This is a genomic window from Chryseobacterium electrogenes (genome assembly GCF_053553015.1).
This window is the reverse complement of sequence record NZ_JBNPPB010000002.1, coordinates 1,044,291-1,071,052: the sequence shown is the minus strand read 5'-3', so window position 1 is coordinate 1,071,052 and position 26,762 is coordinate 1,044,291. Positions and strand designations below refer to the sequence as shown.

Here is a 26,762-nt window from a genome sequence, read left to right as displayed (position 1 = left end):
AAAAAGATAGAAGCGGACGTAGCGACCCGCCGTTAAGCTTGGATAAAGCCAAGGAAACGAAGGGACACGCCATAATAATTATTAATAAGAATCAATTATATACGTAATGACTACAAAATATGACAGAATCCCAAATGCTCTTTTTATTAAAAATAGAAAGAAATTTGTGGCACAAATGCAAGCTAAATCTATAGCCGTTTTCAATTCTAATGATATCTATCCAATTAGTGCGGATTCTACAATGCCTTTTCAGCAACATCGTGATATTTTCTATCTTTCTGGTGTAGATCAGGAGGAGAGTATTTTGTTGCTATTTCCGGATGCTTATTTGGAGGAGCATAGAGAGATTCTTTTTGTAAGAGAAACTAACGATCATATTGCCGTGTGGGAAGGTGAGAAGTTAACAAAAGCTGATGCTACAGAAGTTTCTGGGATTAAGACTGTGTATTGGTTATCAGATTTCGAAAAGATTTTTTATGGATTGATGAACGAGGCAGAAAATATCTATCTTAATAAAAACGAACATTATCGTGCTTCTGCAGAGACCGAGACTAGAGAAGATCGTTTTATCTCTAAAATTAATAAGCAATATCCGCTTCACCACATTTTGAGAAGTAATCCTATCTTGCAAAGGTTGAGAAGCATCAAAGAACCAGAAGAAATTGCACTGATCCAAAATGCTTGCGATATTACAGAAAAAGGATTCAGAAGATTATTGAGATTTGTTAAACCTGGCGTATGGGAATATGAGATAGAAGCCGAATTGTTACACGAGTTTATCCGTAACAGAAGTAAAGGCTTTGCTTATGGACCAATTGTAGCGGGTGGTAATAATGCCAACGTTCTGCATTATGTTGCCAATAATATGCAACTGAAAGATGGTGATCTTTTGTTGATGGATGTGGCTGCAGAATATGCTAATTATTCTTCTGATCTAACGAGAACAATCCCTGTTAATGGTAAATATACTGCGAGACAGAAGGAAGTTTACAATTCGGTTTTGCGTTGTAAGAAAGAGGCAGAAACAAGATTAGTTGCTGGTAATAACTGGTATAAATTCCATAAAGAAATGGGCGAAGTTTATACTGCAGAATTGTTACAATTAGGATTAATTGATAAAGCTGATGTGCAGAATGAAGATCCAAAATGGCCAGCTTATAAGAAATTTATGATGCATGGTACATCTCACCACATGGGATTAGATACGCATGATTACGGAATCTTGAGTGATGATTTTACTGCAGGAATGGTATTTACCAATGAGCCTGGATTCTATATCCCAGCGGAAGGATTAGGAATCAGAATTGAAGATGATTACGAAATCCAAGCTTCTGGAGCGCCTAAGAATCTTATGAAAAATATCCCAATAGAAGTGGATGAAATAGAAACGTTGATGAATGCTTAATAATACAGTTGGAGATTTTGATTATCTTCTGTAATTAAGTTGTTAATATTAATATACCCCAGGAAAGTTAATGCTTTCTTTGGGGTATTTTTTGTAATAATATTTAGATACTATCTTTTTGATATGATGTATTTTAAATGATAAAATGTAATAATATTTGGTCAAAAAAAGAGAGCTAGAAACTGAATCTAACTCTCTTTTTTAGCTGCAAATTTGGTGAAAGAAATTATTCTCCTTTTATTTTTGCTTTTATTTTTGTTTCAAGTTCTTCTGATAGTTCTGGATTATCCTTAATCACATCTCTTACAGCATCACGACCTTGTCCTAGCTTAGTACCTTCGTAGCTGAACCAAGAACCACTTTTCTGGATAACGCCTAACTCTACACCTTGATCTAAAATTTCTCCAACTTTAGATACACCTTCGCCATACATGATGTCAAATTCTGCCATTTTGAAAGGAGGAGCAACTTTGTTTTTAACGATTTTTACTTTTACACGGCTACCAACAGCTTCGTCACCATTTTTAATTGGCGCACTTGCTTTACGGATATCAACTCTTACAGAGGCATAAAACTTAAGCGCATTACCACCTGTAGTAGTCTCTGGATTACCGAACATGACACCAATTTTTTCTCTTAACTGGTTAATGAAGATTACTGTACATTTAGTTTTATTAATAGTTCCCGTTAACTTTCTTAAAGCTTGAGACATTAATCTTGCATGAAGACCCATTTTAGAATCTCCCATTTCTCCTTCGATCTCTGCTTTTGGAGTTAATGCAGCAACTGAGTCAATCACTACAATATCAATCGCTCCAGATCTGATTAGATTATCTGCAATTTCTAAAGCTTGCTCACCGTTATCAGGTTGAGAAATAATTAGGTTTTCTAGATCGATTCCTAATTTTCCGGCATAGCTTCTGTCAAAGGCATGCTCAGCATCGATAAATGCTGCAATACCGCCTGCTTTCTGTGCTTCGGCAATGGCATGAAGGGTTAATGTTGTTTTACCAGAAGATTCTGGACCGTAGATTTCTATGATTCTTCCTCTTGGGTAACCACCTACGCCTAACGCTAAGTCTAAGCCTAAAGAACCAGAAGGAATAACTTCTATTGTATTATCAATAGCGCTATCTCCTAAAGTCATTACGGTGCCTTTTCCGTAGGTTTTATCTAATTTATCAAGCACTAATTGAAGTGCTTTTTTCTTATCGTCTATGTTGCTCATTGTAATATTTAATAAAGCCAAAATTACGCAAATTAATTTTGAATCAAAATCTATTTGTCTAAAAACTTATGCTTATATCCTTAGTTAATTGATGTTTTCAAAATGTTTTTATTCGTGGAAATTATTGCTAATAAATATTAAATAAAACAATATTATTTTTAAATTACTTTAATGTAAGTGTTATCATTGTTTATTATTGAAAATTTTAATTACTTTTGCGCTCGAAAAATTAATTAACCATGAAAAAAATTCTACTTCTTGCTGGTATAGCTATCGGCTCAGTTTTTAATGCTCAGAGTATTAAAGAAGAAACTTCAGAGATTAAGAATACAATTAAGACTAACGTATTGGCTTATACATTTCGTAATTTTAATTTGACTTACGAAAGAGCTATTAATAAGAATATAGCTATTAATGCTACATTTGCTACAATCCCCAAAGGAGGCGTGCCTTTTTACAATAGTTTGGTTAATGAAAAGACAAGAGCAGATTTTGGTGATATAAAAATGGGAAACACGGCTTTTACTTTAGAAGCAAGATATTATTTTGGTAAGAAGTTTAACAGTGGTTTTTATCTAGCTCCTTATTATCGTTATACTAAAATGAAAGTTGAAGATATGGTATACGATTATAAAATAGTGGATACTAACAGTAATATCTCGATAAGTAATCCTGTGGACCTAAGTGGGAATATATCTGCCAACAGTGTAGGGTTGATGCTTGGTGTACAATGGCTATTAGGGACTAAAAATAATTGGGTGTTAGATTGGTGGATCGTAGGTGGTCACTATGGTGGATCTAATGGTAACTTAGAAGGTAAGACTAAATATTTGCTTACACCAGCTCAACAACGTGAGTTAGAGAAAGAACTTAATGATCTTGATATCCCTGTTGTTAAGCATAGTGCAGAGGCTACAGTTAATGGTGCTAATGTCAAATTAGATGGACCTTGGGCAGGCTTAAGAAGCGGATTGTCTTTCGGTTATAGATTCTAGAAATTAAAAATTAAATAGTAAAACACCTTCTTTCTAATCGAAAGAAGGTGTTTTTTTTATTATTCTTTGATGAATTTCTTTATGACTTGATTATTGGCAGTTTTAATTTTTATTAAATATATTCCCTTTTGTAAAGCTTTTATATCTATCGTTTTACTAGCCTTTGTTGTATTTAGTAATTGACCGTTTATTGAATAAATTTCAGATTTTAGGATTTCTGAGTTTGTGTTAATTTTAAGATAATCTTTAGCAGGATTGGGGTGAATGCTGATATCTAATAGGTTGGACTCATTAACAGCAAGTTGAGTTGCAGTGAAATTCACATTATCCAGACGCAGTGATGCATTAACGGCTACAGGCTCTGTTGCGTTACCAAAAGCAAAATAAATAACCTCATCTTTTTCTGCAATATATGTTTCTTTAAATTGAGAATATTTTTTTCCTGTAACCGAAAATTTATTAATCATTTTGGTGATGTGATCTCTATCGGGAGAAGAAGCAACAGATAGCTTGAGTGTTGCAGGAGATGCCTCGTCTAAGCTCATTGCTGCATAAAATTTGACATCAACACTTTCTCCAGCTTTTAGAGAGATAGGATAGGAGAATAGCCAATCATTTTTAGTGGTTGTTTTGCTGGTATTATTGAATGCGTAGCCAGATCCTTGTTGTGCAGCACTTGTATTTTCTCCATTAATCCAAGTGTTAGAAGACCAACCGTCAGAATCGTACTCTCCAAAATTTTCTACTGTTTTCTCAAAGTCATAACTGTATGGCAATTTAGATGGAGTGAAAATGGATTTCGGCCCTGCCCAGCCTGATCCACAATCAGAGTTCTTAAGGAAAAACTGATATCTTTTGCCGGCTTCTAGATTGTTATAAGTTTTAGTAGTATTAGCGCTTATTCCTGTAGAGCTTACTGGTGTGCTGAATGTTGTAAGACCTGTATCGTATTTGCTAATACCTGCTGTAGGATCCCAACCAATATCAAAAGAATTTGTCTGAAGATTATTAACAGAGAGTTTGTTCATAGATGGCATGATGCAATTTGCGGTATTGCTTATATATACATCGTCCAATGCAAGATAAGTACCGTCATTGGTATTATTAACAAATGCAATATGTATGGTTTTTCCTTTAAATTGTGATAAATCAATACTTCTATTGTTAAAATCAAAAGGCTGTTCTCCTTCTACAGTTTCTATAGTTTTGGTGAAAGAAGCCATGTTATTATCTGTTTCGGATACCTTAATTACATAAGAATCTGTGAACTCAAAGTCATAAGACTTAGCTTTCCAATATAATGTAGGATTGCCTGTATTAGGAATTGTTATAGACGGTGTAATTAGCCAATCATTAGATTGCCCAACAGGAGAATACAAAGAGGTGCTGAAGGCTATTTTGTTATCAAGACCATCATAAAACTGAATCCAAGCTTCAGTATTAAAACTTTGGACCTCAGCAGAAGCAGGTACCGTTTTACCATCTGCATTAATTGTTTTGAAATTAGATAATGGTGTCCCGTTGTTGTTTTCAAAACCAGAGTTAAAAATTTGAGCATTGGCATTGATTATCATACCAAGCATCAATAAAGAAAGAATCGTTTTTTTCAATTTAATTAATTTTTGTATTACAGTTTATTTTTCTTTGTTTAAAATAAAAGAAGCTACAAATTTATAATTTAATTGGTTTTTATTGATCTAAATAGTGTTATAATTATTTATTTTTCATTAAATAACCTTTAATTGTTTTAATTTGAAAATAACTAAAAGTAGTATCTAAACGAACATGAAAACAAAAGAGCCAAAGTAAAACTACTTTGGCTCTTTTATTAAGTATTAAGTCATCTACTATAAAGAAGCAGAATGTACTAATAGATCTGTTAACTTGTTAGAGTAACCAGTCTCGTTGTCATACCAAGAAACTAACTTAACAAAATTAGGAGATAACATGATACCTGCGTCTTTGTCAAAGATAGAAGTTCTCTTATCTCCGATGAAATCTTGAGAAACTACTAGATCTTCTGTATAACCTAAGATACCTTTTAGTTCTCCTTCAGAAGCAGCTTTTATAGCTTGACAAATCTCGTCATAAGAAGCTCCTTTTACTAGTCTTACTGTTAAGTCTACTACAGAAACATCAGCTGTTGGTACTCTGAAAGACATACCTGTTAATTTACCATTAAGAGAAGGAATTACCTTTCCTACTGCTTTTGCAGCACCTGTAGAAGATGGGATAATGTTTAACAAAGCAGAACGTCCACCTCTCCAATCTTTGTGAGAAGGTCCATCAACTGTTCTTTGAGTTGCTGTTGTAGCGTGTACTGTTGTCATTAATCCTTCTTCGATACCAAAATTATCATGGATAACTTTAGCTAGAGGCGCTAGACAGTTAGTTGTACAAGACGCATTAGAAAAAATCTTGATATCGTCTGTTAATTCTTTATGGTTAACACCCATTACAAACATTGGGGTATCATCCTTAGAAGGTGCAGAAAGAACAACTTTCTTAGCGCCAGCGTTGATATGAGCTTCTGCAGATTCTTTAGTTAAGAAAAGACCTGTAGATTCTACGATATAGTCTGCTCCAACTTCGTTCCATTTTAAGTTATTAGGATCTCTCTCTGCAGTAATACGGATAGTTTTACCGTTAACTACAAGGTTGTTACCTTCTACTTTTACCTCACCATTAAATTTCCCATGCACAGAATCATACTTCATCATGTAAGCCATGTATTCTGCATTGATAAGGTCGTTAATACCAACGATTTCGATGTTGTCTCTTTCTAACATTGCGTTGAATACTAGACCTCCAATTCTACCAAATCCGTTGATACCTACTTTAATTGTTGACATATTTTATTTTTATAAATTGATATTAATTTTGACTTTAAATTTACGATTTTTTTAATGAATTACATTGCTAAAATCTCAGAAATTTTCAGCAAATCTTTGTTTATTTCATTATGTTTTTTGATAGCTTCTTCTATTGGCGTATAAACTAAAGTGTTAGATCTCATACCTACCATAACTTTATTTTGGCCTTCTAATAAACCTTCTACAGCACCAAAACCAAGCTTACTAGCTAAGACACGATCTGCACAGCTTGGGGAGCCACCACGTTGGATATGTCCCAAAACAGCTACTCGGATATCATAAGTAGGGAATTTATCTTTAGTTGCTTTAGCAAGATCATAGATATTTCCTAATTTCTCTCCTTCTGCAACAACGACAATGCTAGAGGATTTTCCTACTTGTTCTGCTTTTTCAAAGGTGTCGAACAAGTCCTCCATACTGTCTTTCTTCTCAGGGATTAGGATATCTAGTGCTCCTGTTGCTATACCACTATTAAGCGCTATAAAACCAGCATCACGCCCCATAACTTCTACAAAAAATACACGATTATGAGAAGTTGCAGTGTCTCTAATTTTATCTATAGCTTCCATAGCTGTGTTAAGAGCTGTGTCATAACCAATGGTATTATCAGTACCGAAAATATCATTATCAATAGTGCCAGGTACGCCAATTACTTGGATCCCGAATTCTTCGTTAAAGATTTTAGCACCCGTAAAACTACCGTCTCCACCGATACATACTAAAGCTTCTATCCCAAACTCTACACAATTGTCATAAGCTTTTTGTCGACCTTCTTTGGTCATGAATTCTAGTGATCTTGCAGATTTTAAAATTGTACCTCCTTGATTAATAATGTTCTTAACAGATCTTGGTCCCATTTTGGTAAAATCACCATTAATTAAACCATTATAACCTTCTCTTATCCCATAACATTCTATATCGTAAAAGTTAGCTGTTCTTACCACAGCTCTTAAAGCAGCATTCATACCGGGAGCATCTCCTCCAGAAGTTAATACTGCAATAGTTTTTATCTTTTTATTTGACATACGTTTCAATTTTTCCGCAACGAATTTACAAAATATGAATGGATTTATCATTTCATTTTTATTACATATCTGAGATTATTTATTTTTATTAATTATGATCGATTGTGAGTCTATCTGTTTTAATCTTAAAGTAAAATAATCTGATTGATGTAAATTTCTCTCACATAAGCTTATTTGTGTATGGCTTTTTCAATAATGACATATTTGATGAGATTCATATTGAGTTGTAATAAATAATGATATTAACAAAACTATTACTTAATATATTTTTTTCATAATGAGAAACTTCTTAGATCTATTTAATATTTTTTTTGATTTTAGTAGGCATTAGGAGAAATGATTATAATCATTAAAGATCAGTTGGAGTTTGTTATTGGCAGTTATACCATAGATTCTGTAAATAAAAACTTAAATTTTATTATAAAAATATAAAACATTACATGACTTATTGGATAATCCGTAATTGAAAAAAATCAAAGTAAATAATGGGTGTGAAAATAAAAAGTTTACTATATTTACGAACAATACGAATTAAAAATTTAAACCAAAAAATCATATTATGAAAGTTACCGTAGTAGGCGCAGGAGCCGTTGGTGCAAGTTGTGCAGAGTACATCGCGATGAAAAACTTCGCATCAGAAGTTGTGTTAGTAGACATCAAAGAGGGTTTTGCAGAAGGTAAAGCAATGGATCTTATGCAAACTGCTTCTCTTAATGGTTTTGATACTAAGATTACTGGTACAACTGGAGATTATAGCAAGACTGCTGGTTCTAAAGTTGCTGTTATTACTTCTGGAATCCCAAGAAAACCAGGAATGACAAGAGAAGAACTTATCGGTATTAATGCTGGTATCGTAAAAGATGTTACAGCTAATATCCTAAAACATTCTCCAGAAGCTATTATTATTGTAGTATCTAATCCTATGGATACTATGGCTTATCTAGTACATAAGACGTCTGGTCTTCCAAAAGAAAGAATTATTGGTATGGGTGGAGCATTAGACTCTGCACGTTTCCAATATAGATTAGCAGAAGCTCTAGATTGTCCAATTTCTGATGTAGATGGTATGGTGATCGCAGCGCACAGTGATACTGGTATGTTACCACTAATTAGCAAAGCAACAAGAAATGGTGTTCCTGTTTCTGAGTTTTTAACAGAAGAGCAAATTGCTTATGTTACAGAAGAAACTAAAGTAGGAGGTGCTACATTAACTAAGTTATTAGGTACATCTGCTTGGTATGCACCAGGTGCAGCAGTTTCTGTATTGGTACAATCTATCCTTTGTGATCAGAAAAAAATGGTGCCTTGTTCTCTAATGTTAGATGGAGAATATGGAGAGTCTGATATCTGCCTAGGTGTGCCAGCAATTATCGGTGCTAATGGTGTTGAAAAAATTATCGATATCCCATTAACAGATGAAGAAAAAGCGAAGTTTGCCGAAGCTGCAAAAGCTGTAAGAGAAGTAAATGGAGATCTTAAATTTTAATTTAATTTCTATAAAGTAAAAAGGAGCATAGCAATATGTTCCTTTTTTTTTGTGATATATAATAAGAGAATCTATTTCTATAAAAGTATTTTTAACGCTCAATAACCTTCTCTATTTGTAGATTAAAGTGATTGTCTACAAGGTCTATTTTTTCTTATGTAATCAAATGTTAATCTAGAGTCCTATTATTTTAATGCATTCACATTACTATAACAATGATTGGTTAATTAATTAAGGTAATGTATTGTTTTTTAGTAAACATTAAGATGTTTTTAATATTTATATGTTTATTTTTTTAATATTTATTTAAATTAAAGGTAATATACTCTGGTGATTGTTGACACTACATTTGTTTCGGAAAAAATAATATTAGGATGGACAAAAAAATCAACAAGTTAATCGTTCTGGTTGTCTCAACAATGATCTCAATTCCTATATTTGCACAAAAGGAAAAGGCTAAAAAAGATACTATTAACGATATCTCCGAAGTTGTAGTGACTGCTATGGGGATAAAAAAAGAGGTTAAAAAGCTTGGCTATGATGTCACAGAAGTTAAAGGAGAGGCTGTTAACAAGGTAAGATCCGCTAACCCTATGAATGCCTTAGCAGGGAAAGTTGCTGGCCTTAATATTGGTGCTAGTACAGAGATGTTAGGCAGGCCAGAGATTGTTCTTAGAGGTAGCAAAGATTTACTTTTTGTTGTTGATGGAGTACCTATCAACTCTGATACATGGAATGTCAATCCAGATGATGTAGAAAGTTACTCCATTTTAAAAGGGCCCAATGCAGCTGCATTATATGGTTTTCGAGGGATTAATGGTGCCATCGTGATTACTACTAAAAAAGGGACAAAAGATAAGCGTGGCTGGACAGTAGATTTCAACTCTTCTTCTATGTATGATGTTGGCTTTATAGCTCTTCCGGAGAGTCAACATGAGTATGGACGAGGGACGGGTTTTAAATATTCTTATGGTAATGTTCTCTATGATAACACACAACGTCTGCCAGAATGGGGACCTCGTTTTGAAGGGCAACCCGTACAGCAATTTGATAGTTCTTGGGATAATATTACTCAGACTAGAGGGACTTCGCCATGGTTAGCTAGAGGTGTTAAGAATTTTGAGAATTTTGTTCAGACGGGGATTACCAATACTAATAATATATCATTATCAACTTCTGGAGAGAATTATGATGCAAGGTTATCTTACTCTCATCTATACCAGCAGGGTATGTTTCCTAATACTAAATTAAATGCTGATAACTTTAGTATCAATCTCGGTTATAAACTTAATGATAAAATAAAATTTGAAGGTAATCTTAATCTTAGTTTACAATATTCTCCCAATATTCCAGATGTTAATTATGGGCCTAATAGTTACATCTATATGTTTAAAGTTTATGGCTCATCAGATTACGATATTAATGCTCTAAGAGATATATACAAAGGACCACAAGGTGTACAAGATCTAATGCAATATTCTTCTGAATACGGAAGGCTTAATAGTGCATGGTTTATGGCTAATGAATGGCTAAGATCACATCAGAAAACTGATATCTATGGTTATCTAAAAGCGACTTACAAAATTAATGATGATCTTAATCTTAGTGCTAGATCTCAAGTAACCACATGGGATCAGTCTCGGACAGAAAAAGTACCACCGTCTACTAACCTTAATGATTATGTGCCTTGGTATAGTTTCGGGTGGTATGGAGATTATAGGATTGATAAAAGAAACTTATTGGAGAATAACACGGATATTATGTTAAGCTTTAATAAAGAATTTGATAACTGGAATGTGTCTGCTTTAGGTGGAGCTAATATGAGATTGTTTAAGTACAACTCAGATTGGGAGACAACTAAGGGACTTGCTATTCCTAAGCTTTATAGTTTATCCAATACCAAAGCTCCTGGACTAGCTTATTCTTGGGGATCAGATATGCAAGTCTATAGTGCTTATTATTCAGTTGATTTTGGGTACAAAAAATATTTTAATATCAATACCACAGGTAGAGTAGATAATTTATCAACCTTACGCAAAGGTTATAACACTTTCTTTTATCCTTCAGCCTCTATAAGCTCTGTTATTTCGGATTATTTTAATCTAGGAAATACGCTTTCTTACTTAAAGATTAGAGGATCATTTGCAGATGTTAAAGGAGCACTTACCGCATCTAATATAGGATCTGCTTATATGGCAACAACAGGCAGTAGCCTAAACTCTGGTTTATTGCACTATGGATCAGAATTGTATACCTCATACGATGGACCTACGTATGCTAACCAAAATGCTTATTCTAATAATAACTATTATAACGGGACAGCATCAGTAGATTATAGTAATGTTATCGCAAATCAAGAACTTGAGCCTTATAAAAGAATTTCTTATGAGGCAGGACTGGATCTAAAACTTTTCAAGAATAGAATTGGTATAGATGCTACTTACTTTAGAACAATTAATGGACCTCAGATCTTTGCGATAGAAAATGCACCTTCTGTAGGTCAGAATTATCATAATATCAATGGAGTTACAACACTTAATCAGGGTTTTGAATTAAGTCTTAATGCAAATATTATTAAGAATACCAGAGGTTTTAACTGGAATCTATCTGCCAATTGGAGTACTTACAAAGAAACTCTTAAAGAAATTGCCAGTGGTTACGATGAGATTTGGCTTAATGGTCACAACTACAAGCCAGGAGATCGGCTAGATGCCTATTACGGGACGAAGTTAGTGAGAGATAACCAAGGTAATGTTGTACATAATTCGGCTGGATTATTATATCAGGCGCCAAGTGGGCAAAGTCAAAATGGCTTATTGGGACATCTTAATCCTGATTATTCTATGAGTATTACCAATAATTTATCTTTCAAAAATTGGTCACTTAGCTTTCAATGGGATGCAAGAGTAGGTGGTAAAGTTTATGATTTTTTATACGCTCAGGCAATGAACGGTGGTACAGCTTATGAGTCTGCTGCTGGTGATTTTGGTAAGGCGAGATATAATGAATGGGTTTCTTTGCGAGATAGAGGTGTTGTTACGCCAAGCTATATAGGGCAGGGTGTTGTTATCGTTTCAGGAACGCCTAGGTTTGAAAACGGACAAATTGTTAATATGAATGAGCTTACTTTCGGTGCTAATTCTACAGCTGTTACAGTACAAAGTTATGTGACCAATCTCTACAATAATACAGAATACTTTATGGTTGATAGATCTTTCGCCAAACTAAGAGAAGCCAGCTTGACTTATAGCTTTCCTAAAGAATTTTTAGAAAAAACATTCTTGAGGTCCTTAAGTGTCGCTATAATAGGTAGGAATCTTCTTTATTTTGCTAAAAGGAAAGATATGGATATGGATTCTTATGCTGCTGGATATAACTCTGCAGATAGGACGGCTAATGGAGGCAAAGGTTCTGTGGGGCTACAAAGCACCTCTACGAGAACTATAGGCTTTAATCTTAACATCGGTTTTTAACGGAATTAAAATATCATTAAAATGAAAAATAATTTTTTATACAAAGCTCTTATCCTTTCATCAGTTGTATTGATTACTAATGCTTGTAATAGAGATGATAGCTTACTTAATAATCCTAATACAAGACCAGAAGAATCTCTTGTTCCTCCAACATTAATTCTTAATCATATTACTGCTAATCTAATAAAACCAGATGAGATGCCCTTTGCTCAGGCAGGGAGAACTAACCAGTATTTTGTAAGTAATTATTCTTATTATTGGGGATCTAACTCTTATAGCTGGACTAATACAGATAATAAATATAACATATTCTTGTATGCTAATAAGATGCAAGAACAAGCACAAAAGCTAGGAGATACAACAAAACTTAATTTCTATAAAGCTTTAGCTAATTTTTTCAAAGCTTATTCATCCATATGGTTGTCGCAACGTGTAGGCGATATACCGATGTCTGAGGCGGGAAATTCTTCTAATCTTACCCCAAAATATGATACTCAAAAAGATGTCTATAAGCAATCTCTAGCTCTATTAGAAGAGGCTAACCTATTGTTGGGAAATATTAATACGACATATCCTAATTTAAAAAATACTATAGCAGACCCTACTGGAGATGTCTTTGGTTTAACATACTTTCAATGGCAGAAGCTTATCAATACTTATAGATTGAGAATTCTTATTAGCTTGAGTAAAAGGGTCGATGATACGCCTGATCTTAGCATTCAAGCAAAATTTGCAGAGACTATTAGTAATACTACTAAGTATCCGATTATGGAATCTAATAGTGACAATATGCTTTATAGATATAATAGAGATTATAATCCGTATCCACTTTTCACGAGCCGTTCTTACACGTATGGTGCTAATATAGGAAAGACCATTCTTGATATTACAACTCTAACTAAGGATCCTAGGACCTTTATCTTCGCAACACCAGCACCTGCTAAATATAAAGTTGCTGGAGTCGCAATCTCTGATTTTTCTGCTTATGTAGGAGCTAATACCAATACTGCGCAATCTGTACTTTTTGCTGGTACAGATACAACAGGTAACACGCTTTCTGATAAAGGAGCTTACTCTTATATCAATTATAAAAGATATTTTTCTTCTCAAGATGGCTCTACAGCAGAACCTTACATGTTAATAGGTTATCCTGAGCTATGTTTCAATATTGCAGAGGCTATCAACAGAGGATGGGGAAGTGGTGATGCTGCATCTTGGTATAATAAAGGGATTAATGCTTCCCTAGCTTTTTACGGATTATCTAATGGACAATCTTTTGCGGTAGGAGATCGTCTGGGCGGGACTATCGGTAACGTTACCATTAATTTTGATCAATTTATGAATAATAGTGATGTTGTATATAAAGGAAATAATCCTAATGGGCTAAAACAAATTTTGATACAAAAGTATGTCGCATTATTCTGTAACTCAGGATATGAATCTTTCTATAACTGGAGAAGAACTGGATTTCCTGAATTTCTGAAAGGTGGTGTCGGCATAGGGACGCCAGATAACCAATTACCTTACAGATGGATGTATCCACAAGGCGAAATCACTTACAATAATGTTAATTATAAAGCAGCAATCCAATCACAATATGGAGGAGCTGATGATATATCAAAACTGATGTGGCTTTTAAAGTAATTTTCAGTTATAATCTTTTTCTTTACTTCCTTTTTTTACTATAGTGATGAGGTTTTTATCTCATCATTATAGTTATTTTAAATCCTAATTCTATGAAATATATCTACATTCTTATAACCTTATCTTTATCTACATTTTCTTGGGCTCAACAAAGCAATAATAAAGCTGATTTTGCCGATATTCAGGCTATTAATTTCAGAGATATTGGTGGGTATGTAACAGAGCAAGGGAATGTTGTTAAGCACAATAAGCTTTTTCGTTCTGGAGAACTTAGCCGTCTTAGCAATGAAAATTTGATTCATTTTAAAAAACTAAACATCAAAACTATTATTGATTTTAGAAGTAATGATGAGGTTGAAAAAGCACCAGATAACTTATCTCAAGATATTATATATCAACAATTATCTGCAGGAAGTGAAGATTTGGGAAATTGGCAAAATATATTAACCAAAACTAAAAATGGAGATTCTCTAATGCTTTCTTTCTATTCTAAAACGGATTATCTTGGAGATAAATACCGCCCGTTTTTTCATAGTTTACTTGAGGCACCAAAAGAAACATCTATAGTTTTTCATTGTACAGCAGGTAAAGATAGGACTGGTATTGCTGCAGCATTATTGTTGTATATATTGGGCGTTTCACAAGAAGATATTATCAATGATTATCTAGCGAGCAATAATTACCGAAAAGAAGAAAATCAAAAGTTGATTCATCAAATGAAATTGATAGGTATAGATGAGCAAGTCGCAACAGATATTGTAATTGTAAAGCCAGAATATCTTACCGCTACCTACAATGCTATTATTGATAAGTATGGAAGTATAGAAGATTTTGTAGAGCAAAAACTTAATCTTAAAGCTGATGATATAAAGCTATTAAGACAAAAATATACAGAAAAACTCTAAAATTAACCTTTGCTATATCTAGTAAAATCCTTATGTTTGTAATGCTTTAGGGGTATTCTGAAAAGAATTGAGAGAGTCCCTTAGAACCTGATACGGCTCACACCGACGTAGGGAAAAGCATACTATTTTACTCATATTCCTTTTTTGGAGTAATCTTGTATTGTTGCTTTTTAGTCTATTCCTAAAGTTTTTTTAAAATTAAAAATTATGGAAAAAAGACTTTGGCAAAACATAGAAAATCTTCGAGAAAAATCCCCTTTAGTTTACAATATTACCAATTTTGTAGTGATGAATACCACTGCAAATGCGCTTCTGGCAGTTGGTGCATCGCCTATCATGTCGCATGCGCACAGTGAGATTGATGAGATGTCTGCAATCAGTCAAGCTTTGGTGATTAATATTGGGACTTTGGACGAATATTGGGTTCAGTCGATGTTAAAAGCTTCAGCATCGTTTAATAAACTGCAAAAACCTTGGGTTTTAGATCCAGTTGGAGCTGGTGCAACTTCTTTCAGAAATAGAACTTTACAACAATTATTAGAAAATAAACCTAATATTATCCGAGGAAACGCTTCGGAAATTATGGCATTAGCCAATACCAATTTATCGGCGACAAAAGGTGTAGATAGTACAGAATCTAGCACCAATGCGATGGATGCTGGGAAATTTTTATCGCTAAAATTGAACTGCGTGGTGTGTATTTCAGGTGAAATCGATTATATCATTGAAGGCGAAAAGATACTTGCTATCCATAATGGACATCCGATGATGACCAAAGTAACAGGTTTGGGTTGCACGGCAACAGCTTTAATTGGTGCTTTTTCTGCCGTCAATAATAACTATTTTGAAGCGTCTGCATCTGCCATTGCTTTGTTAAGTATTGCTGGAGAAATAGCCAATGAGAGATCAAATGGTCCGGGCACTTTACAACTTCATCTTTTGGATATTTTGCATAGCATTTCCGAAAATGAGTTTTTAGAACGAATAAAATTGGTTTAAAATGAAGATTCATCCAGATTTTCCGTATCCATTATATTTGGTTATTTCGGAGAAAGATTGTTTGCATTTTCCGTATTTGGAGGTTTTAGAACAAGCTGTTTTGGGCGGTGTAGATATTGTGCAATTGCGAGAGAAAGATATTACTTATGCCGATTTTCTGTCTAAAGCTATTGCGGTAAAAGCAATTACAGATCGCTATAATATTCCGTTAATCATCAACGATTCGGTGGAAGTTGCCAGAGCGATTAATGCTTTCGGAATTCACGTTGGTAACCATGATACACCTCCTTCTAAAGTTAGACAATTGTTGGGGCAAGAGGTTAATATTGGCTATTCCATAGAATATTTGGAGCAATTAGATAATGAAGAAAGTCAAATTGCAGATTGCCTTGCTGTGAGTCCCGTTTTCAGTACACCAACTAAAACTAATACGGTTACCGAATGGGGCTTGGAAGGTTTAACTAAAATTTCTCAACAAACTAATAAACCCATTATCGCGATTGGAAATATGAATCATAATAATATCAGAAGTGTTGTAGAAGCAGGAGCGCATTCTGTAGCAGTAGTTTCTGAAATTTGTGCTTCCAAAAATCCTAAAGAAAGCGCTCAATTATTGAAAAAAAATATGAACTAAAATGAAACAATATTCTTATAAATCGGTTCTAAGTATTGCAGGTTTTGATGGCAGTGGCGGTGCAGGCATCCAAGCCGATACCAAGACAATTTCTGCTATAGGTTGTTATGCGACTAATGTTTTGACGGCTTTGCCGGTACAAAATACACAAGGCGTTCGTAATATTTATCCTATTCCGATGCAGGCTGTTAAAGATCAGTTAGATTGTATTTTTGATGATATTGTACCCGATGCTATCAAAATCGGAATGGTGCATACGCCAGAATTGGTAGAAATTATTCAGAATAAATTAATTGATTTCCCCGAAATTCCGGTGGTTTTTGATCCTGTTATGGTGGCGACAAGCGGTCATCATTTAATTAACCAAGAAACGATTACGGAGATTATCAATCGATTATTTCCTTTGGCGACGATTATTACGCCTAATATGGACGAAGCTTCGGTGCTTGTTAATCAGCCCATTATCAACCTAGATGATATGGAGCAAGCTATTGTTAAAATCTCCGAAATGAACATCAAATCTATACTATTAAAAGGCGGACATTTACCAACTGAAGAATTAACCTCTTTGTTTTTAGATTCAGAAAAAAAGATTCATCGTTTTAGCTTTCCAAAATTCGAAACTAAAAATACGCACGGTTCTGGTTGTAGCTTATCATCAGCAATTGCGAGTTATTTGGCACTCGGTAAAAGTCTTTTGGAAGCGGTAACTTTAGCTCAAGATTACGTTCACTTGGCGATTAATAACGGTGCAAATGTTAAGATAGGAAAGGGCAATGGTCCTTTAAATCACTTTTATAATCCTCAAAAATTACATCTATATGAATTGGAATGAACACGCTTGGTTAGCGATAGAAAATATTTATAAAAGCATCCAAAAAATGCCATTTATAGAGCAGTTAAGAACAGGAACTTTGGATATGGAAAAGTTTCAATATTATCTTAAACAAGATTCTTTGTATTTGGAAGATTTCAGTAGAGTTTTGGCTGTAATTGGTACTCGGCTTTCTAGTCTGGATGATATGAAATTATTTATAGGCTTTTCTGAAGGCGCTATTGCTGCTGAAGTAGGATTACATGAGGCTTATTTTAAATCTTATGGTGTAGAAAATCGTGGCGAAATGTTGCCCGCTTGCCATCATTACACGTCTTATTTAAAAAGTGTTGTTGCAACCGAGCCTGTAGAAGTTGCCCTAGCGGCGGTGTTGCCGTGTTTTTGGATTTATCAGGAAATTGGCGATTATATTTACAAAAACCGTGTTGAAGACAATAATCCTTTTAACAATTGGATAGATACTTATGCCGGCGAAGACTTTGCAAACAGTGTAAAAAAAGCCATTGAAGTTTGTAACCGATATGCAGAAAAGACAACAGAAAAGACCAGAGCTGATATGACAAAAGCCTTTGTTTATGCCTCACAGTTAGAATTTGACTTTTGGGATGCGGCAGATCAACTCAGAGATTGGAATGTTAAATAATGAAAGCTGGTTAATCCAGCTTTTTGTCACATTGAGCTTGTCGAAATATTTTTTTTAAGGATGATATTTTTTCTTTATTAAAGTTTTCTTGTTGCAAGTAAAATAGCCTTGTTGCCTATTTCATTTAATTCAATTATTATTGTAATTCTGAATCTAAAAAAAACAAAATTTCAAAATAATTAAAATGATCAATTTATATAGAAAAACAGCATTAATAGAAGGAGGTTCTTATTTGATTTTACTGTTTATTGCAATGCCATTAAAGTATTTTTTCAAGATAAACGATGCTGTTAAATATTTTGGATGGATCCATGGTGTTTTATTTCTCGTGTTTTTTGTAGTTTTAATTTTAGCATCCATTAAGTATCGCTGGAGTCTGATGAGAATTGCGGTATATCTTATTGCTTCTGTTCTTCCTTTTGTGCCTTTTATACTTGATAAAAAATTAGAAAAAGAATATCCGCAATAAAGTGTAATCTTTAATTTTCTACGAATATTTTGATAAATAAAATTATGAAAAATTTACTTGTATTTTTCTTTTCAATCCTTTGTTTTTCATGTGTTAATGCTCAAGAAATTTATTCAAAAGATTATGGAGAAAAACAAAATCCAGCTGTGATTTTTATTCATGGTGGTCCAAGTGGAAATTCCAATTTATTTGAAGCTACAAACGCTCAAAAATTAGCAGATTTAGGATTTTATGTTATTGTCTATGATAGGCGAGGAGAAGGTCGCTCAAAAGATGATAATGCAAAAATGACCTTTGATGAAAGCTTTGATGATTTACTTAAAGTTTATAATACTTACAAAATTGATAAAGCAAATATTCTGGGACATAGCTTTGGCGGAATTGTAGCAACTCTTTTTACTGAAAAATATCCTGAAAAAGTTAAAAGTTTAGTTCTCGCAGGAGCGCTTGTTTCTCAACAAGAAACATACGATCATATTTTGACAAATGCAGAGAATAAATTTGTTAATCAACCTGAAAAATATGCTCAAATTTTAGATATTAAACGTCTGAGTAAAAATTCTGCTGAATATAGAAAACAGTGTTTTGATCTTGCAAGCGAAATGAAGTATTTTAGTATGCCTAGTCCAACCGAAGAAAGTCGGGCATTGCGAGAGTCGTATGAAAAAAGTGAGTTTTATAAAAGCAATTTTAGAAATTATAATTCGCCAATTAAGTTTTACCAAAATGAATTAAAAAATAATGTGAATAATACAGCTATTCTAAAAAAGATTAGAAAAAAAGGAATTCCCATTTCTGCAATTTATGGAAAAGAAGATGCGATATTTTCTACAAATCAACTTAATGATGTAGAGAAAATTGTTGGTAAATCTAATTTTAAAATTTTAGAAAACTGCTCTCATTATTTATTTGTCGATCAACAAACTGAATTTATCAAGTTTGTATCTCAGCATTTTCAATAAATGAATTAAACAGTATTATGAGTAAACAAATCATTATTGATGGAAATCAAATCTACGATATCAAATCTTTGTATGAAGAAATAAACCTCAAATTTATGCAAGGTGAAGATTGGCAACTGGGCGAGAGTTTAGATGCTTTTGATGATCTTTTGTATGGTGGTTTTGGCGCAATAAAAGGCGATGAACCAATCAATTTAGTTTGGAAAAACTTTGAGAATAATAGAGAAGTTTTAGGCTTTGATTTAACGTTAAATTTTTATGAAAATAAATTGAAGCAACCTCAAGTTTTTAATAAAAAAATAATCGAAGACAAAATCCAAAAACTAAAAAATACAGGTAGAGATACCTATTTTGATATCATTTTAGAAATTATTGCCAGTCATTCTAATATTACACTAATCCCAAAATAAAGATTAGATTTTCATCCAATCTTCATAAGAAACAACGCCCAATTCTGGTTTGGCTTCGCCTTCTAAAATTGATATAAATTCTAATTGATTACCATCCGGATCGTTAAAATAAATGGCCAAAGCCGGCATCCACGCAAAAACCATCGGCGTGTCTAATCCGTCTTTTAAGAAATTATAGGGCTTTAAGTTTCTATTTTTAAGATAATCTACCGAGTAATTTAGTATATCTTCTGTCGTACTAGAAAACGCGAAATGTCTGGTTTGTAAATTTTCCTTTTGCTCCCAAAGTCCCAACATAGCTTGTTTTCCTTCGCCAATCCATAAAAATATAATTGGGCGCGTATCGTCTTTATGAGCAAATTTCAATCCTAAAACTTCAGTGTAAAATTTCAACGATTTTTCTAAATCACTAACTTGGATATGTGTTTCGTAAAGTCCCTTTATCATACTTTTTTATTAATAATGAAAAATTTATCTTAATTTTTGATGTAATCCAATACGGTTGCCTTCGCTGTCTTGTATTTCTGCTACAGCAAAACCTAAATCTTGATGAAAAGTTGCGGGGAATAATACTTCTGCACCATAATTTTGTGCTTTTTTTAATGATAATTCTATATTGTTGGTATTGAAATAAATTAGAATACCATCTTTAGTCGGTTTATAAATTTCGCCTTTTGCCAAAGCTCCAGAAATACCAGATTGCTCATCAGAAAAAGGAAAATATGCCATATCAATATTCTCAAAATGGTCGGTTTCAAACTGAAAATCAAAAACATTTTTGTAAAACTCCATGGCACGAGCCATATCATTGACAGGAATTTCAAAATAAACTGCTGGATTAGACTTCTGAGTCATGAGCATTATTTTGAATAGTCTAAATGTAATAAAGGATAATCTTTGCCCATACCGTCTTTTTCTGAACGTCCTTGGGGTTTGTATCCCATTTTTAGATAAAAATCGATAGCTTGTTGATTTTGCTCGTTGACATCAACTTTATATATTTTTAATTGATTTACGATGTAATCAACCGCTTGCTTTCCATAAGATTTTCCGCGATCATTGGCATGTACAAAAAGCATTTCCAGATTATCGTCTGATACCGCAAAATATGCAGGAATTAATCCTTCATTTTCTATAACGAAAACACTTAATTGAGGTAAAAACTCAGCGGGAATTAATTTTTGAAACAACTTAAAATCTTCATCTTTCAAAAAATTATGTGTTGCTTTTACAGAGCTTTCCCAGATTTCCATTATTCTAGAGTAATCGTTGCTATTGGCTTTTCTAATTGTCATTTTTTTTATTCTAAATATAATGAGTTGTAATCTTTATTATCGGATTAGCTATTTAGTAGTTCTTCGTGTTTAACAAAAATAAGAATAATCTAGTTTTAACAGAATTAATTATTGTTTAAACGATTTATTGGTCAAATTTTTGCCACTTTAAAATTACTTCTAAATTTATGAACCCAAAAAAATAATATTATGCCTTGGAATCCTGAAGTTTATAATGAATTTAAAAACATACGTTTTCGTCCTTTTTATGATTTGTCGGACTTAATTGTTGGAGAGCAATCCATGAAATCTATCGATATAGGTTGTGGTACTGGCGAGCAAACTGCAATATTAACGGAGAGATTCCCCGGTAGTTGTTTCATCGGCATAGATTCTTCGCCAGAAATGCTTGCTAAGTCAAAAATTTTAGAAAATGACAGATTAAGTTTTAGGCTAATCACTACTGAGAAGATTTTGGAAGAAGAGGAGAATTGGGATTTAATATTTAGCAATGCTGCTTTGCAATGGTCTGATCATCATTATGAATTATTCCCTAAGTTGATTTCTAAACTGAATAAAAATGGACAATTAGCGATACAGATGCCTTGCCAGCCAGACAATATATTGAACAAAATTTTATTTGATTTGGCTAATGAAGAACCTTATAAGTCACAACTTAAGAATTGGAATCGAGCTTCTGCTGTTTTAACGATTGATGATTATGCACAGATTTTTTTTGATAATGGCCTAGAAGATATCAATATTTCGCAAAAAGTATACCCGATTATCGCTGAAGATCATGATACTTTGTATAATTTTATTTCTGGATCGGCATTAATTCCTTATTTAGAACGGCTTAATGATGAAGATCAAATTAAATTTTCTAATGCTTTTAAGCTAAAAATAACTCAAAAATTCACTAAACTACCAGCAATCTATGCTTTTAAAAGATTTCTGTTGTACGGGAGAAAAAAGTAATATAAATGACGGGATTTGTTTATAATTTTGATTAAATTCGGGTTTTAAAATATTTAATCCTATGGAAATCATTTCTAAAATTATTATTGGCTTTGTTGCCTTAGAACATTTATACATTTTTTGGTTCGAGATGTTTGCATGGGAAACCAAAGGAAAGAAGATTTTTAAAGATGCTTTACCGCCAGAATTATTTAAGCCAACTAAAGGATTAGCTGCTAATCAGGGGCTTTATAACGGGTTTTTGTCTGCAGGATTAATCTGGTCACTCTTCATTTCTGATGCAGAATGGTCTAAAAATGTAGCTTTGTTTTTTCTGGGTTGTGTAGCAGTAGCAGGAATCTATGCTAGTATCACATCGTCTAAGAAAATATTTTTCATACAAGCTTTGCCAGCTATAATTGGGATTATATTAGTATTGATGGCTTAATCGAAAGATTAATTTCAATATTAATCAATTATTTTCTAACAGTAGAATCACGATATTTTAATTCAGAATGGAGAATAATTGTACGATTTTCACATTCTGGATTTTCTATTTTGTCCAGAGCTAGTTGAGCAGCAGCTTCACCCATTTTTATCAAAGGTTGCTCAACGCTTGTGAGAGAAGGGTAGACTAATGTTGCCAACTCTGTCCCAGAAAAGCTTGCAATGGCAATGTCTGTAGGTACTTTGTAGCCTTTTTCTAAAAGTAAATTCATGGCACCAATAGCTAAGGTATCACTGAAAGCAAATATTGCATCTATTTTCACATTTTTTTTTAGTAGCTCTTCGGCAGCTTTTCTACCGTCTTCAACCTTCATTCCTTTGGTTTTTATAATTAAGTTGGCATCATAAATTTTATGTTTTGTCAATATTTTTTCGTAGCCCATTGCTCGTTCTTTAGAATTTTTAATAGAAGAAGGTCCCATAATATGGGCAATTTTTCGGTTTCCGTTTTCAATCAAATGTTCTACCATCAATGCAGCTTGTGTATGATCATTAATCATAACCTTTGATACATCTAGCGAAGCTTCTGGGATGCGATCGAAAAAAATGAGTGGCGTCCCTCTCTCAATCAATTTTTTATATAGTTTTAAATTTTGCGTATCATGAGACGTATTAATAATGATAGCCGCTACATTAAATTCTTCCAGAAAAAGTAAATTATCAGATTCAATACTGGGGTTTTCATCAGATTGCTGTATGATGACACGATAACCTTTGGATGTTAAAATATTCTGCACTCCTTGTAATACAGAAGCTGAGAAAGGCGTCAACATCTCAGGAACGATAAAACCTATGTTCTTAGATTGTCCATATTTTAATGATAGCGCCGTCTGGTTGGGCTTATAGCCTAATTCTGTAGCGGCATCCAAGATCCTTTTCTTAGTATCATGATGGATATTCTTATCATTGATAAGAGCTCTAGAAATTGTGGATGTTGATAAAGATAAATGCTTGGCGAGGTCTTTTATGGTGATTCTTTTCATGTGTTTTACCGTTTTTGGATTACAAAATTATCATTTTGAATACATAAAAATAGTTATTTAATACTAATTGGGAACGTGCCCTATAAATTGGGAACGTTCCCTGTTTTAATTATATTAAATTTTATGGTTCGGATATGAATTTACTATTAATTTACTCCAAGCAAAAACAATAAAATTATCACCAGTCATGACAATAAAATCTTATAATTATCAACCTTCAACTATTGAAACAGGTATACTCCATATAGGAGTTGGAAATTTTCATAGAGCACATCAACAGTTTTATATCAATCAATTACTAGAGCAGGAGGATCAAAAAAATTGGGGCATATGTGGAGTTAGCTTATTAGAATCTGACCGAAAAATTGTAGAAAATCTTCGTCGTCAAGATTTAGAATATACTTTAACAATTTGTGGAAGAAATGGTCAAGATGAAATCCAAAAGATAGCGTCATTACGAGAACTAATTTGGGGTATAGAAAATCCAGAAGCTGTAGTTGCAAAAATAGCTCATCCTAATATAAAAATAATTAGTCTCACCATTACGGAAGGCGGTTATAACTTAGACAAGGAAAGCCAAGAATTTAACCTAAATGATATTAAAATTAAACACGATCTACAACATCCGCAGAACCCGAAAACTGTTTTTGGTTTTATCGCCGAAGGTCTTCGTTTAAGAAAGCAAAATGGAGTAGGTGGTGTGACTATTTTGTCGTGTGATAATCTTCAACATAACGGTAATACGGCGAAGAAAGCATTTCTGTCGTTTATAGAAGCTCAAGATGCAGAATTGGCAATTTGGGTAATAGAAAATGTGACGTTCCCCAACAGTATGGTGGATAGAATTACACCTGCAACAACTGATGAAGACATAAAAAGATTAAATGCCAAAAGTGGAATTGAAGACCATGCACCAGTTTATTGCGAAGATTTTTGTCAATGGGTGATAGAGGATAATTTTGCGGCTGGACGCCCCGCTTTGCAAAGAGTTGGAGTGGAGTTTACCGATGATGTTACCGCCTTCGAAAATATGAAGTTAAGTCTTCTTAATGCCTCTCACACATTACTTTCTTATCCTTCTTTCTTGAAAGGATATAGAAAAGTAGATGAAGCTTTGCAGGACGAAGACGTGGTACAATTTATCCGAAAATTTATGGATATTGATATTACGCCTTATGTACCAGCGCCAGCCAATACTGACTTGGAGTTGTATAAACAGACTTTAATTGAGCGATTTGCCAACACTTCGGTGAGTGATCAGGTTAGCAGATTGTGTTTTGACGGTATTTCGAAATTCCCGGTGTACATTATTCCTAATCTGAAGAAAATGTTAAATGATAAAAAAGATATTACACGTATCGCTTTTTTTGTAGCTACTTACAGACATTATTTAAAATATAAAACCGATGATAATGGTGAGGTTTTCGACATTGCAGAGCCTTGGATTACACAAGAGGATTTACAAATATTAGACAGTGATGAAGCGTTGGACTTTTTAGAATTTTCGGCATTAAAAAGTATTAACTTAAAGGCTTATAAAGATTTAATAGACTGTTATATAGACTTTGTACAACAACTGAAAAATAATACTGCAAAATCAGTATTAGCTTCTATTCTTTAATCAATAATTATAACGATTTTGCTTATGAAAACTCTTTCATTTAAAAAGGTTTTGCCATTTGTTATCGTCACCTTCATTTACTTTATTGTAGGTTTTTTGACTACGGTAAATGAGCAGTTGCAAGCGCCATTACAATTTACTTTTTTGGAGCATTCTGGTTACCTTAAGAATACTTTGACCACTTTGATTTCATTTTTTTTCTTCCTTGGATATCTTATTAATGGGACATTGGGAAGCCGTTGGGTAAATACTTTTGGCTACAAAAAAACGATTCTTAGAGGACTTTTATTTATTATTTTTGGCTTGGTGATGTACTTTGTTTCGGCTTTATTTGGACATTATTTTCCTCATTTGGGTCTTAGTTTTGGAGAAAACCAAATCCCTTATGGGTTCTTCATTTTCTTGCTAGGCTCTTATTTGATGGGCACATCTGCTGCAATTATTCAGGTTGTTGTTAATCCTTATGTTGCATCTTATGACCTCCCTGGTACTCAACCTGTGCAAAGACTTAACATTACGACAGCTGTTAATTCTATTGGGACGACTTCGGCGCCATTTTTTGTTACGGTAATTATTTTTAGCGGAATACCAATTGATAACATAGAAATTCGGCAGTTGATAATTCCATTTTTATGTATTATTGCAGCAATAGGATTGGTCTGGATGATTACTAAAAAGTTAGACCTTCCCGATATAGCCAATACCCGAGCTGTAAATGGAGAAAAATTAGAACGTAATATCTGGTCCTTTCGTCATTTTGCACTTGGCGTTGTAGCTATATTCTTTTATGTTGGTACCGAAGTTGCGATAGGTGCAAATATCAATCTTTATGCTTTTGAGTTGATGAAAGAAGGAAAAGCTATTACTTTCTTTGGGAAATCAGATTTAATTATTGGTAATTATGATTTGGGGATTCATGCGTTATTATCGACGCTTTATTGGGGCGGATTTTTGGTTGGAAGACTTTTTTCTAGTTTTTTTAGTACTATTTCTGCTAGAAAGCAATTGACGGTTACTACTATTTTAGCAACAATTTTAGCTATTATAACAATTGTTACCCAGAATTTGTGGTATTTGGTCGCCATTGGGTTACTGCATTCTTCGATGTGGAGTTGCATCTATTCTTTAGCCATAAAAGATTTAAATAAATATACTTCTAAAGCATCTGGCGTATTTATATCTGCTGTATTTGGTGGTGCTGTTTTTACCTTGTTGCAAGGAGGATTAGCAGATGTATTAGGATCATGGCGATGGACATGGATTTTGATTGTTATTTGCGAATTGGTTATGCTATATTACGCTTTATTTGGTTCTAAAATTAGACAAAAAGATATAGAAGCTATTTGATCTAATAGAGATTATTAGGATGGCATTAGAGAAATTTAATGCACTTAAAGTTAGTTATTATTAAAGCAGTTTGATGAAAAAAAAGCC

The 26,762-nt window shown here is 33.4% G+C and carries 25 protein-coding genes and 1 riboswitch; of the genes, 17 read left to right on the top strand and 8 right to left on the bottom strand.

Going from position 1 to position 26,762, the window contains the following annotated elements:
* Positions 1-106 precede the first annotated feature (106 nt).
* Positions 107-1,405: an aminopeptidase P family protein gene (locus ACQQ6V_RS04815; RefSeq protein WP_448844421.1), complete on the top strand. Its 1,299-nt coding sequence runs from the start codon at positions 107-109 to the stop codon at positions 1,403-1,405.
* A gap of 226 nt (positions 1,406-1,631) precedes the next feature.
* Here the strand turns inward: ACQQ6V_RS04815 and recA are convergent, their stop codons facing one another.
* The gene (gene recA / locus ACQQ6V_RS04810; protein WP_448844420.1) at positions 1,632-2,633 is read right to left on the bottom strand and encodes a recombinase RecA; all 1,002 of its coding nucleotides are present in this window, start codon (positions 2,631-2,633) and stop codon (positions 1,632-1,634) included.
* 239 nt (positions 2,634-2,872) lie between these two features.
* Here recA and ACQQ6V_RS04805 point away from each other — a divergent pair, with 239 nt between their 5' ends.
* Positions 2,873-3,628, top strand: coding sequence for a DUF3575 domain-containing protein (locus ACQQ6V_RS04805; protein ID WP_448844419.1), 756 nt, complete (start codon positions 2,873-2,875; stop codon positions 3,626-3,628).
* A gap of 59 nt (positions 3,629-3,687) precedes the next feature.
* On the opposite strand, the gene ACQQ6V_RS04800 is transcribed toward ACQQ6V_RS04805, so the two are convergent.
* From ACQQ6V_RS04800 to pfkA, 3 genes are all read right to left on the bottom strand, one after another.
* Positions 3,688-5,238 (bottom strand): T9SS type A sorting domain-containing protein, encoded by a 1,551-nt coding sequence (locus ACQQ6V_RS04800; RefSeq protein WP_448844418.1) that lies wholly within the window; start codon positions 5,236-5,238, stop codon positions 3,688-3,690.
* 237 nt (positions 5,239-5,475) lie between these two features.
* Positions 5,476-6,480, bottom strand: a complete 1,005-nt coding sequence (gap, locus tag ACQQ6V_RS04795) for a type I glyceraldehyde-3-phosphate dehydrogenase (RefSeq protein ID WP_448844417.1) — start codon at positions 6,478-6,480, stop codon at positions 5,476-5,478.
* 59 nt (positions 6,481-6,539) lie between these two features.
* Entirely contained in the window at positions 6,540-7,526 is a 987-nt protein-coding gene (pfkA, locus tag ACQQ6V_RS04790) for a 6-phosphofructokinase (protein ID WP_448844416.1), read from the bottom strand.
* A 559-nt stretch (positions 7,527-8,085) separates the two neighbouring features.
* Here pfkA and ACQQ6V_RS04785 point away from each other — a divergent pair.
* From ACQQ6V_RS04785 to ACQQ6V_RS04735, 11 genes are all read left to right on the top strand, one after another.
* Entirely contained in the window at positions 8,086-9,012 is a 927-nt protein-coding gene (locus ACQQ6V_RS04785) for a malate dehydrogenase (protein WP_448844415.1), read from the top strand.
* A gap of 374 nt (positions 9,013-9,386) precedes the next feature.
* A complete protein-coding gene (locus tag ACQQ6V_RS04780; protein WP_448844414.1) occupies positions 9,387-12,485 on the top strand; it encodes a SusC/RagA family TonB-linked outer membrane protein in 3,099 nt (1,032 codons plus the stop codon).
* A gap of 21 nt (positions 12,486-12,506) precedes the next feature.
* Entirely contained in the window at positions 12,507-14,129 is a 1,623-nt protein-coding gene (locus ACQQ6V_RS04775) for a SusD/RagB family nutrient-binding outer membrane lipoprotein (protein ID WP_448844413.1), read from the top strand.
* A gap of 92 nt (positions 14,130-14,221) precedes the next feature.
* Positions 14,222-15,034, top strand: coding sequence for a tyrosine-protein phosphatase (locus ACQQ6V_RS04770; RefSeq protein WP_448844412.1), 813 nt, complete (start codon positions 14,222-14,224; stop codon positions 15,032-15,034).
* A gap of 38 nt (positions 15,035-15,072) precedes the next feature.
* Positions 15,073-15,165, top strand: a riboswitch (TPP riboswitch).
* Between the two features lie 76 nt (positions 15,166-15,241).
* Positions 15,242-16,033, top strand: a complete 792-nt coding sequence (gene thiM, locus ACQQ6V_RS04765; protein WP_448844411.1) for a hydroxyethylthiazole kinase — start codon at positions 15,242-15,244, stop codon at positions 16,031-16,033.
* A 1-nt stretch (position 16,034) separates the two neighbouring features.
* The gene (gene thiE, locus ACQQ6V_RS04760) at positions 16,035-16,667 is read left to right on the top strand and encodes a thiamine phosphate synthase (RefSeq protein ID WP_448844410.1); all 633 of its coding nucleotides are present in this window, start codon (positions 16,035-16,037) and stop codon (positions 16,665-16,667) included.
* Between the two features lies 1 nt (position 16,668).
* Positions 16,669-17,502, top strand: a complete 834-nt coding sequence (gene thiD / locus ACQQ6V_RS04755; protein WP_448844409.1) for a bifunctional hydroxymethylpyrimidine kinase/phosphomethylpyrimidine kinase — start codon at positions 16,669-16,671, stop codon at positions 17,500-17,502.
* Complete coding sequence (gene tenA / locus ACQQ6V_RS04750) at positions 17,489-18,145, top strand: thiaminase II (protein WP_448844408.1); 657 nt, start codon at positions 17,489-17,491, stop codon at positions 18,143-18,145. The genes thiD and tenA overlap by 14 nt, the downstream gene beginning before the upstream one ends.
* A 184-nt stretch (positions 18,146-18,329) precedes the next feature.
* On the top strand, positions 18,330-18,614 hold the full coding sequence (locus ACQQ6V_RS04745; protein ID WP_448844407.1) for a DUF3817 domain-containing protein: 285 nt from the start codon (positions 18,330-18,332) through the stop codon (positions 18,612-18,614).
* Between the two features lie 44 nt (positions 18,615-18,658).
* Complete coding sequence (locus ACQQ6V_RS04740; RefSeq protein WP_448844406.1) at positions 18,659-19,576, top strand: alpha/beta hydrolase; 918 nt, start codon at positions 18,659-18,661, stop codon at positions 19,574-19,576.
* A gap of 17 nt (positions 19,577-19,593) precedes the next feature.
* Positions 19,594-19,986 carry a barstar family protein gene (locus ACQQ6V_RS04735; protein WP_448844405.1) on the top strand — a complete coding sequence of 131 codons (393 nt, stop codon included), beginning with the start codon at positions 19,594-19,596 and terminating at the stop codon, positions 19,984-19,986.
* A gap of 3 nt (positions 19,987-19,989) precedes the next feature.
* On the opposite strand, the gene ACQQ6V_RS04730 is transcribed toward ACQQ6V_RS04735, so the two are convergent.
* Genes ACQQ6V_RS04730 through ACQQ6V_RS04720 form a run of 3 tightly spaced genes read right to left on the bottom strand, consistent with a single transcriptional unit; the run spans position 19,990 to position 21,281 of the window.
* On the bottom strand, positions 19,990-20,433 hold the full coding sequence (locus tag ACQQ6V_RS04730) for a VOC family protein (protein WP_448844404.1): 444 nt from the start codon (positions 20,431-20,433) through the stop codon (positions 19,990-19,992).
* Between the two features lie 24 nt (positions 20,434-20,457).
* The gene (locus ACQQ6V_RS04725) at positions 20,458-20,841 is read right to left on the bottom strand and encodes a VOC family protein (RefSeq protein WP_448844403.1); all 384 of its coding nucleotides are present in this window, start codon (positions 20,839-20,841) and stop codon (positions 20,458-20,460) included.
* Between the two features lie 5 nt (positions 20,842-20,846).
* A complete protein-coding gene (locus tag ACQQ6V_RS04720) occupies positions 20,847-21,281 on the bottom strand; it encodes a GNAT family N-acetyltransferase (RefSeq protein ID WP_448844402.1) in 435 nt (144 codons plus the stop codon).
* A 189-nt stretch (positions 21,282-21,470) separates the two neighbouring features.
* On the opposite strand from ACQQ6V_RS04720, the gene ACQQ6V_RS04715 reads away from it, so the two are divergent.
* Both ACQQ6V_RS04715 and ACQQ6V_RS04710 read left to right on the top strand, forming a co-directional pair.
* Entirely contained in the window at positions 21,471-22,238 is a 768-nt protein-coding gene (locus ACQQ6V_RS04715; protein WP_448844401.1) for a methyltransferase domain-containing protein, read from the top strand.
* A gap of 61 nt (positions 22,239-22,299) precedes the next feature.
* Complete coding sequence (locus ACQQ6V_RS04710) at positions 22,300-22,665, top strand: DUF1304 domain-containing protein (RefSeq protein ID WP_448844400.1); 366 nt, start codon at positions 22,300-22,302, stop codon at positions 22,663-22,665.
* A gap of 28 nt (positions 22,666-22,693) precedes the next feature.
* Here the strand turns inward: ACQQ6V_RS04710 and ACQQ6V_RS04705 are convergent, their stop codons facing one another.
* Positions 22,694-23,707 carry a LacI family DNA-binding transcriptional regulator gene (locus tag ACQQ6V_RS04705; protein WP_448844399.1) on the bottom strand — a complete coding sequence of 338 codons (1,014 nt, stop codon included), beginning with the start codon at positions 23,705-23,707 and terminating at the stop codon, positions 22,694-22,696.
* A gap of 187 nt (positions 23,708-23,894) precedes the next feature.
* Here ACQQ6V_RS04705 and ACQQ6V_RS04700 point away from each other — a divergent pair, with 187 nt between their 5' ends.
* Together ACQQ6V_RS04700 and ACQQ6V_RS04695 are read left to right on the top strand one after the other, a co-directional pair.
* Entirely contained in the window at positions 23,895-25,328 is a 1,434-nt protein-coding gene (locus tag ACQQ6V_RS04700; RefSeq protein WP_448844398.1) for a mannitol dehydrogenase family protein, read from the top strand.
* 24 nt (positions 25,329-25,352) lie between these two features.
* Positions 25,353-26,675, top strand: a complete 1,323-nt coding sequence (locus tag ACQQ6V_RS04695) for an MFS transporter (protein ID WP_448844397.1) — start codon at positions 25,353-25,355, stop codon at positions 26,673-26,675.
* Positions 26,676-26,762 lie beyond the last annotated feature (87 nt).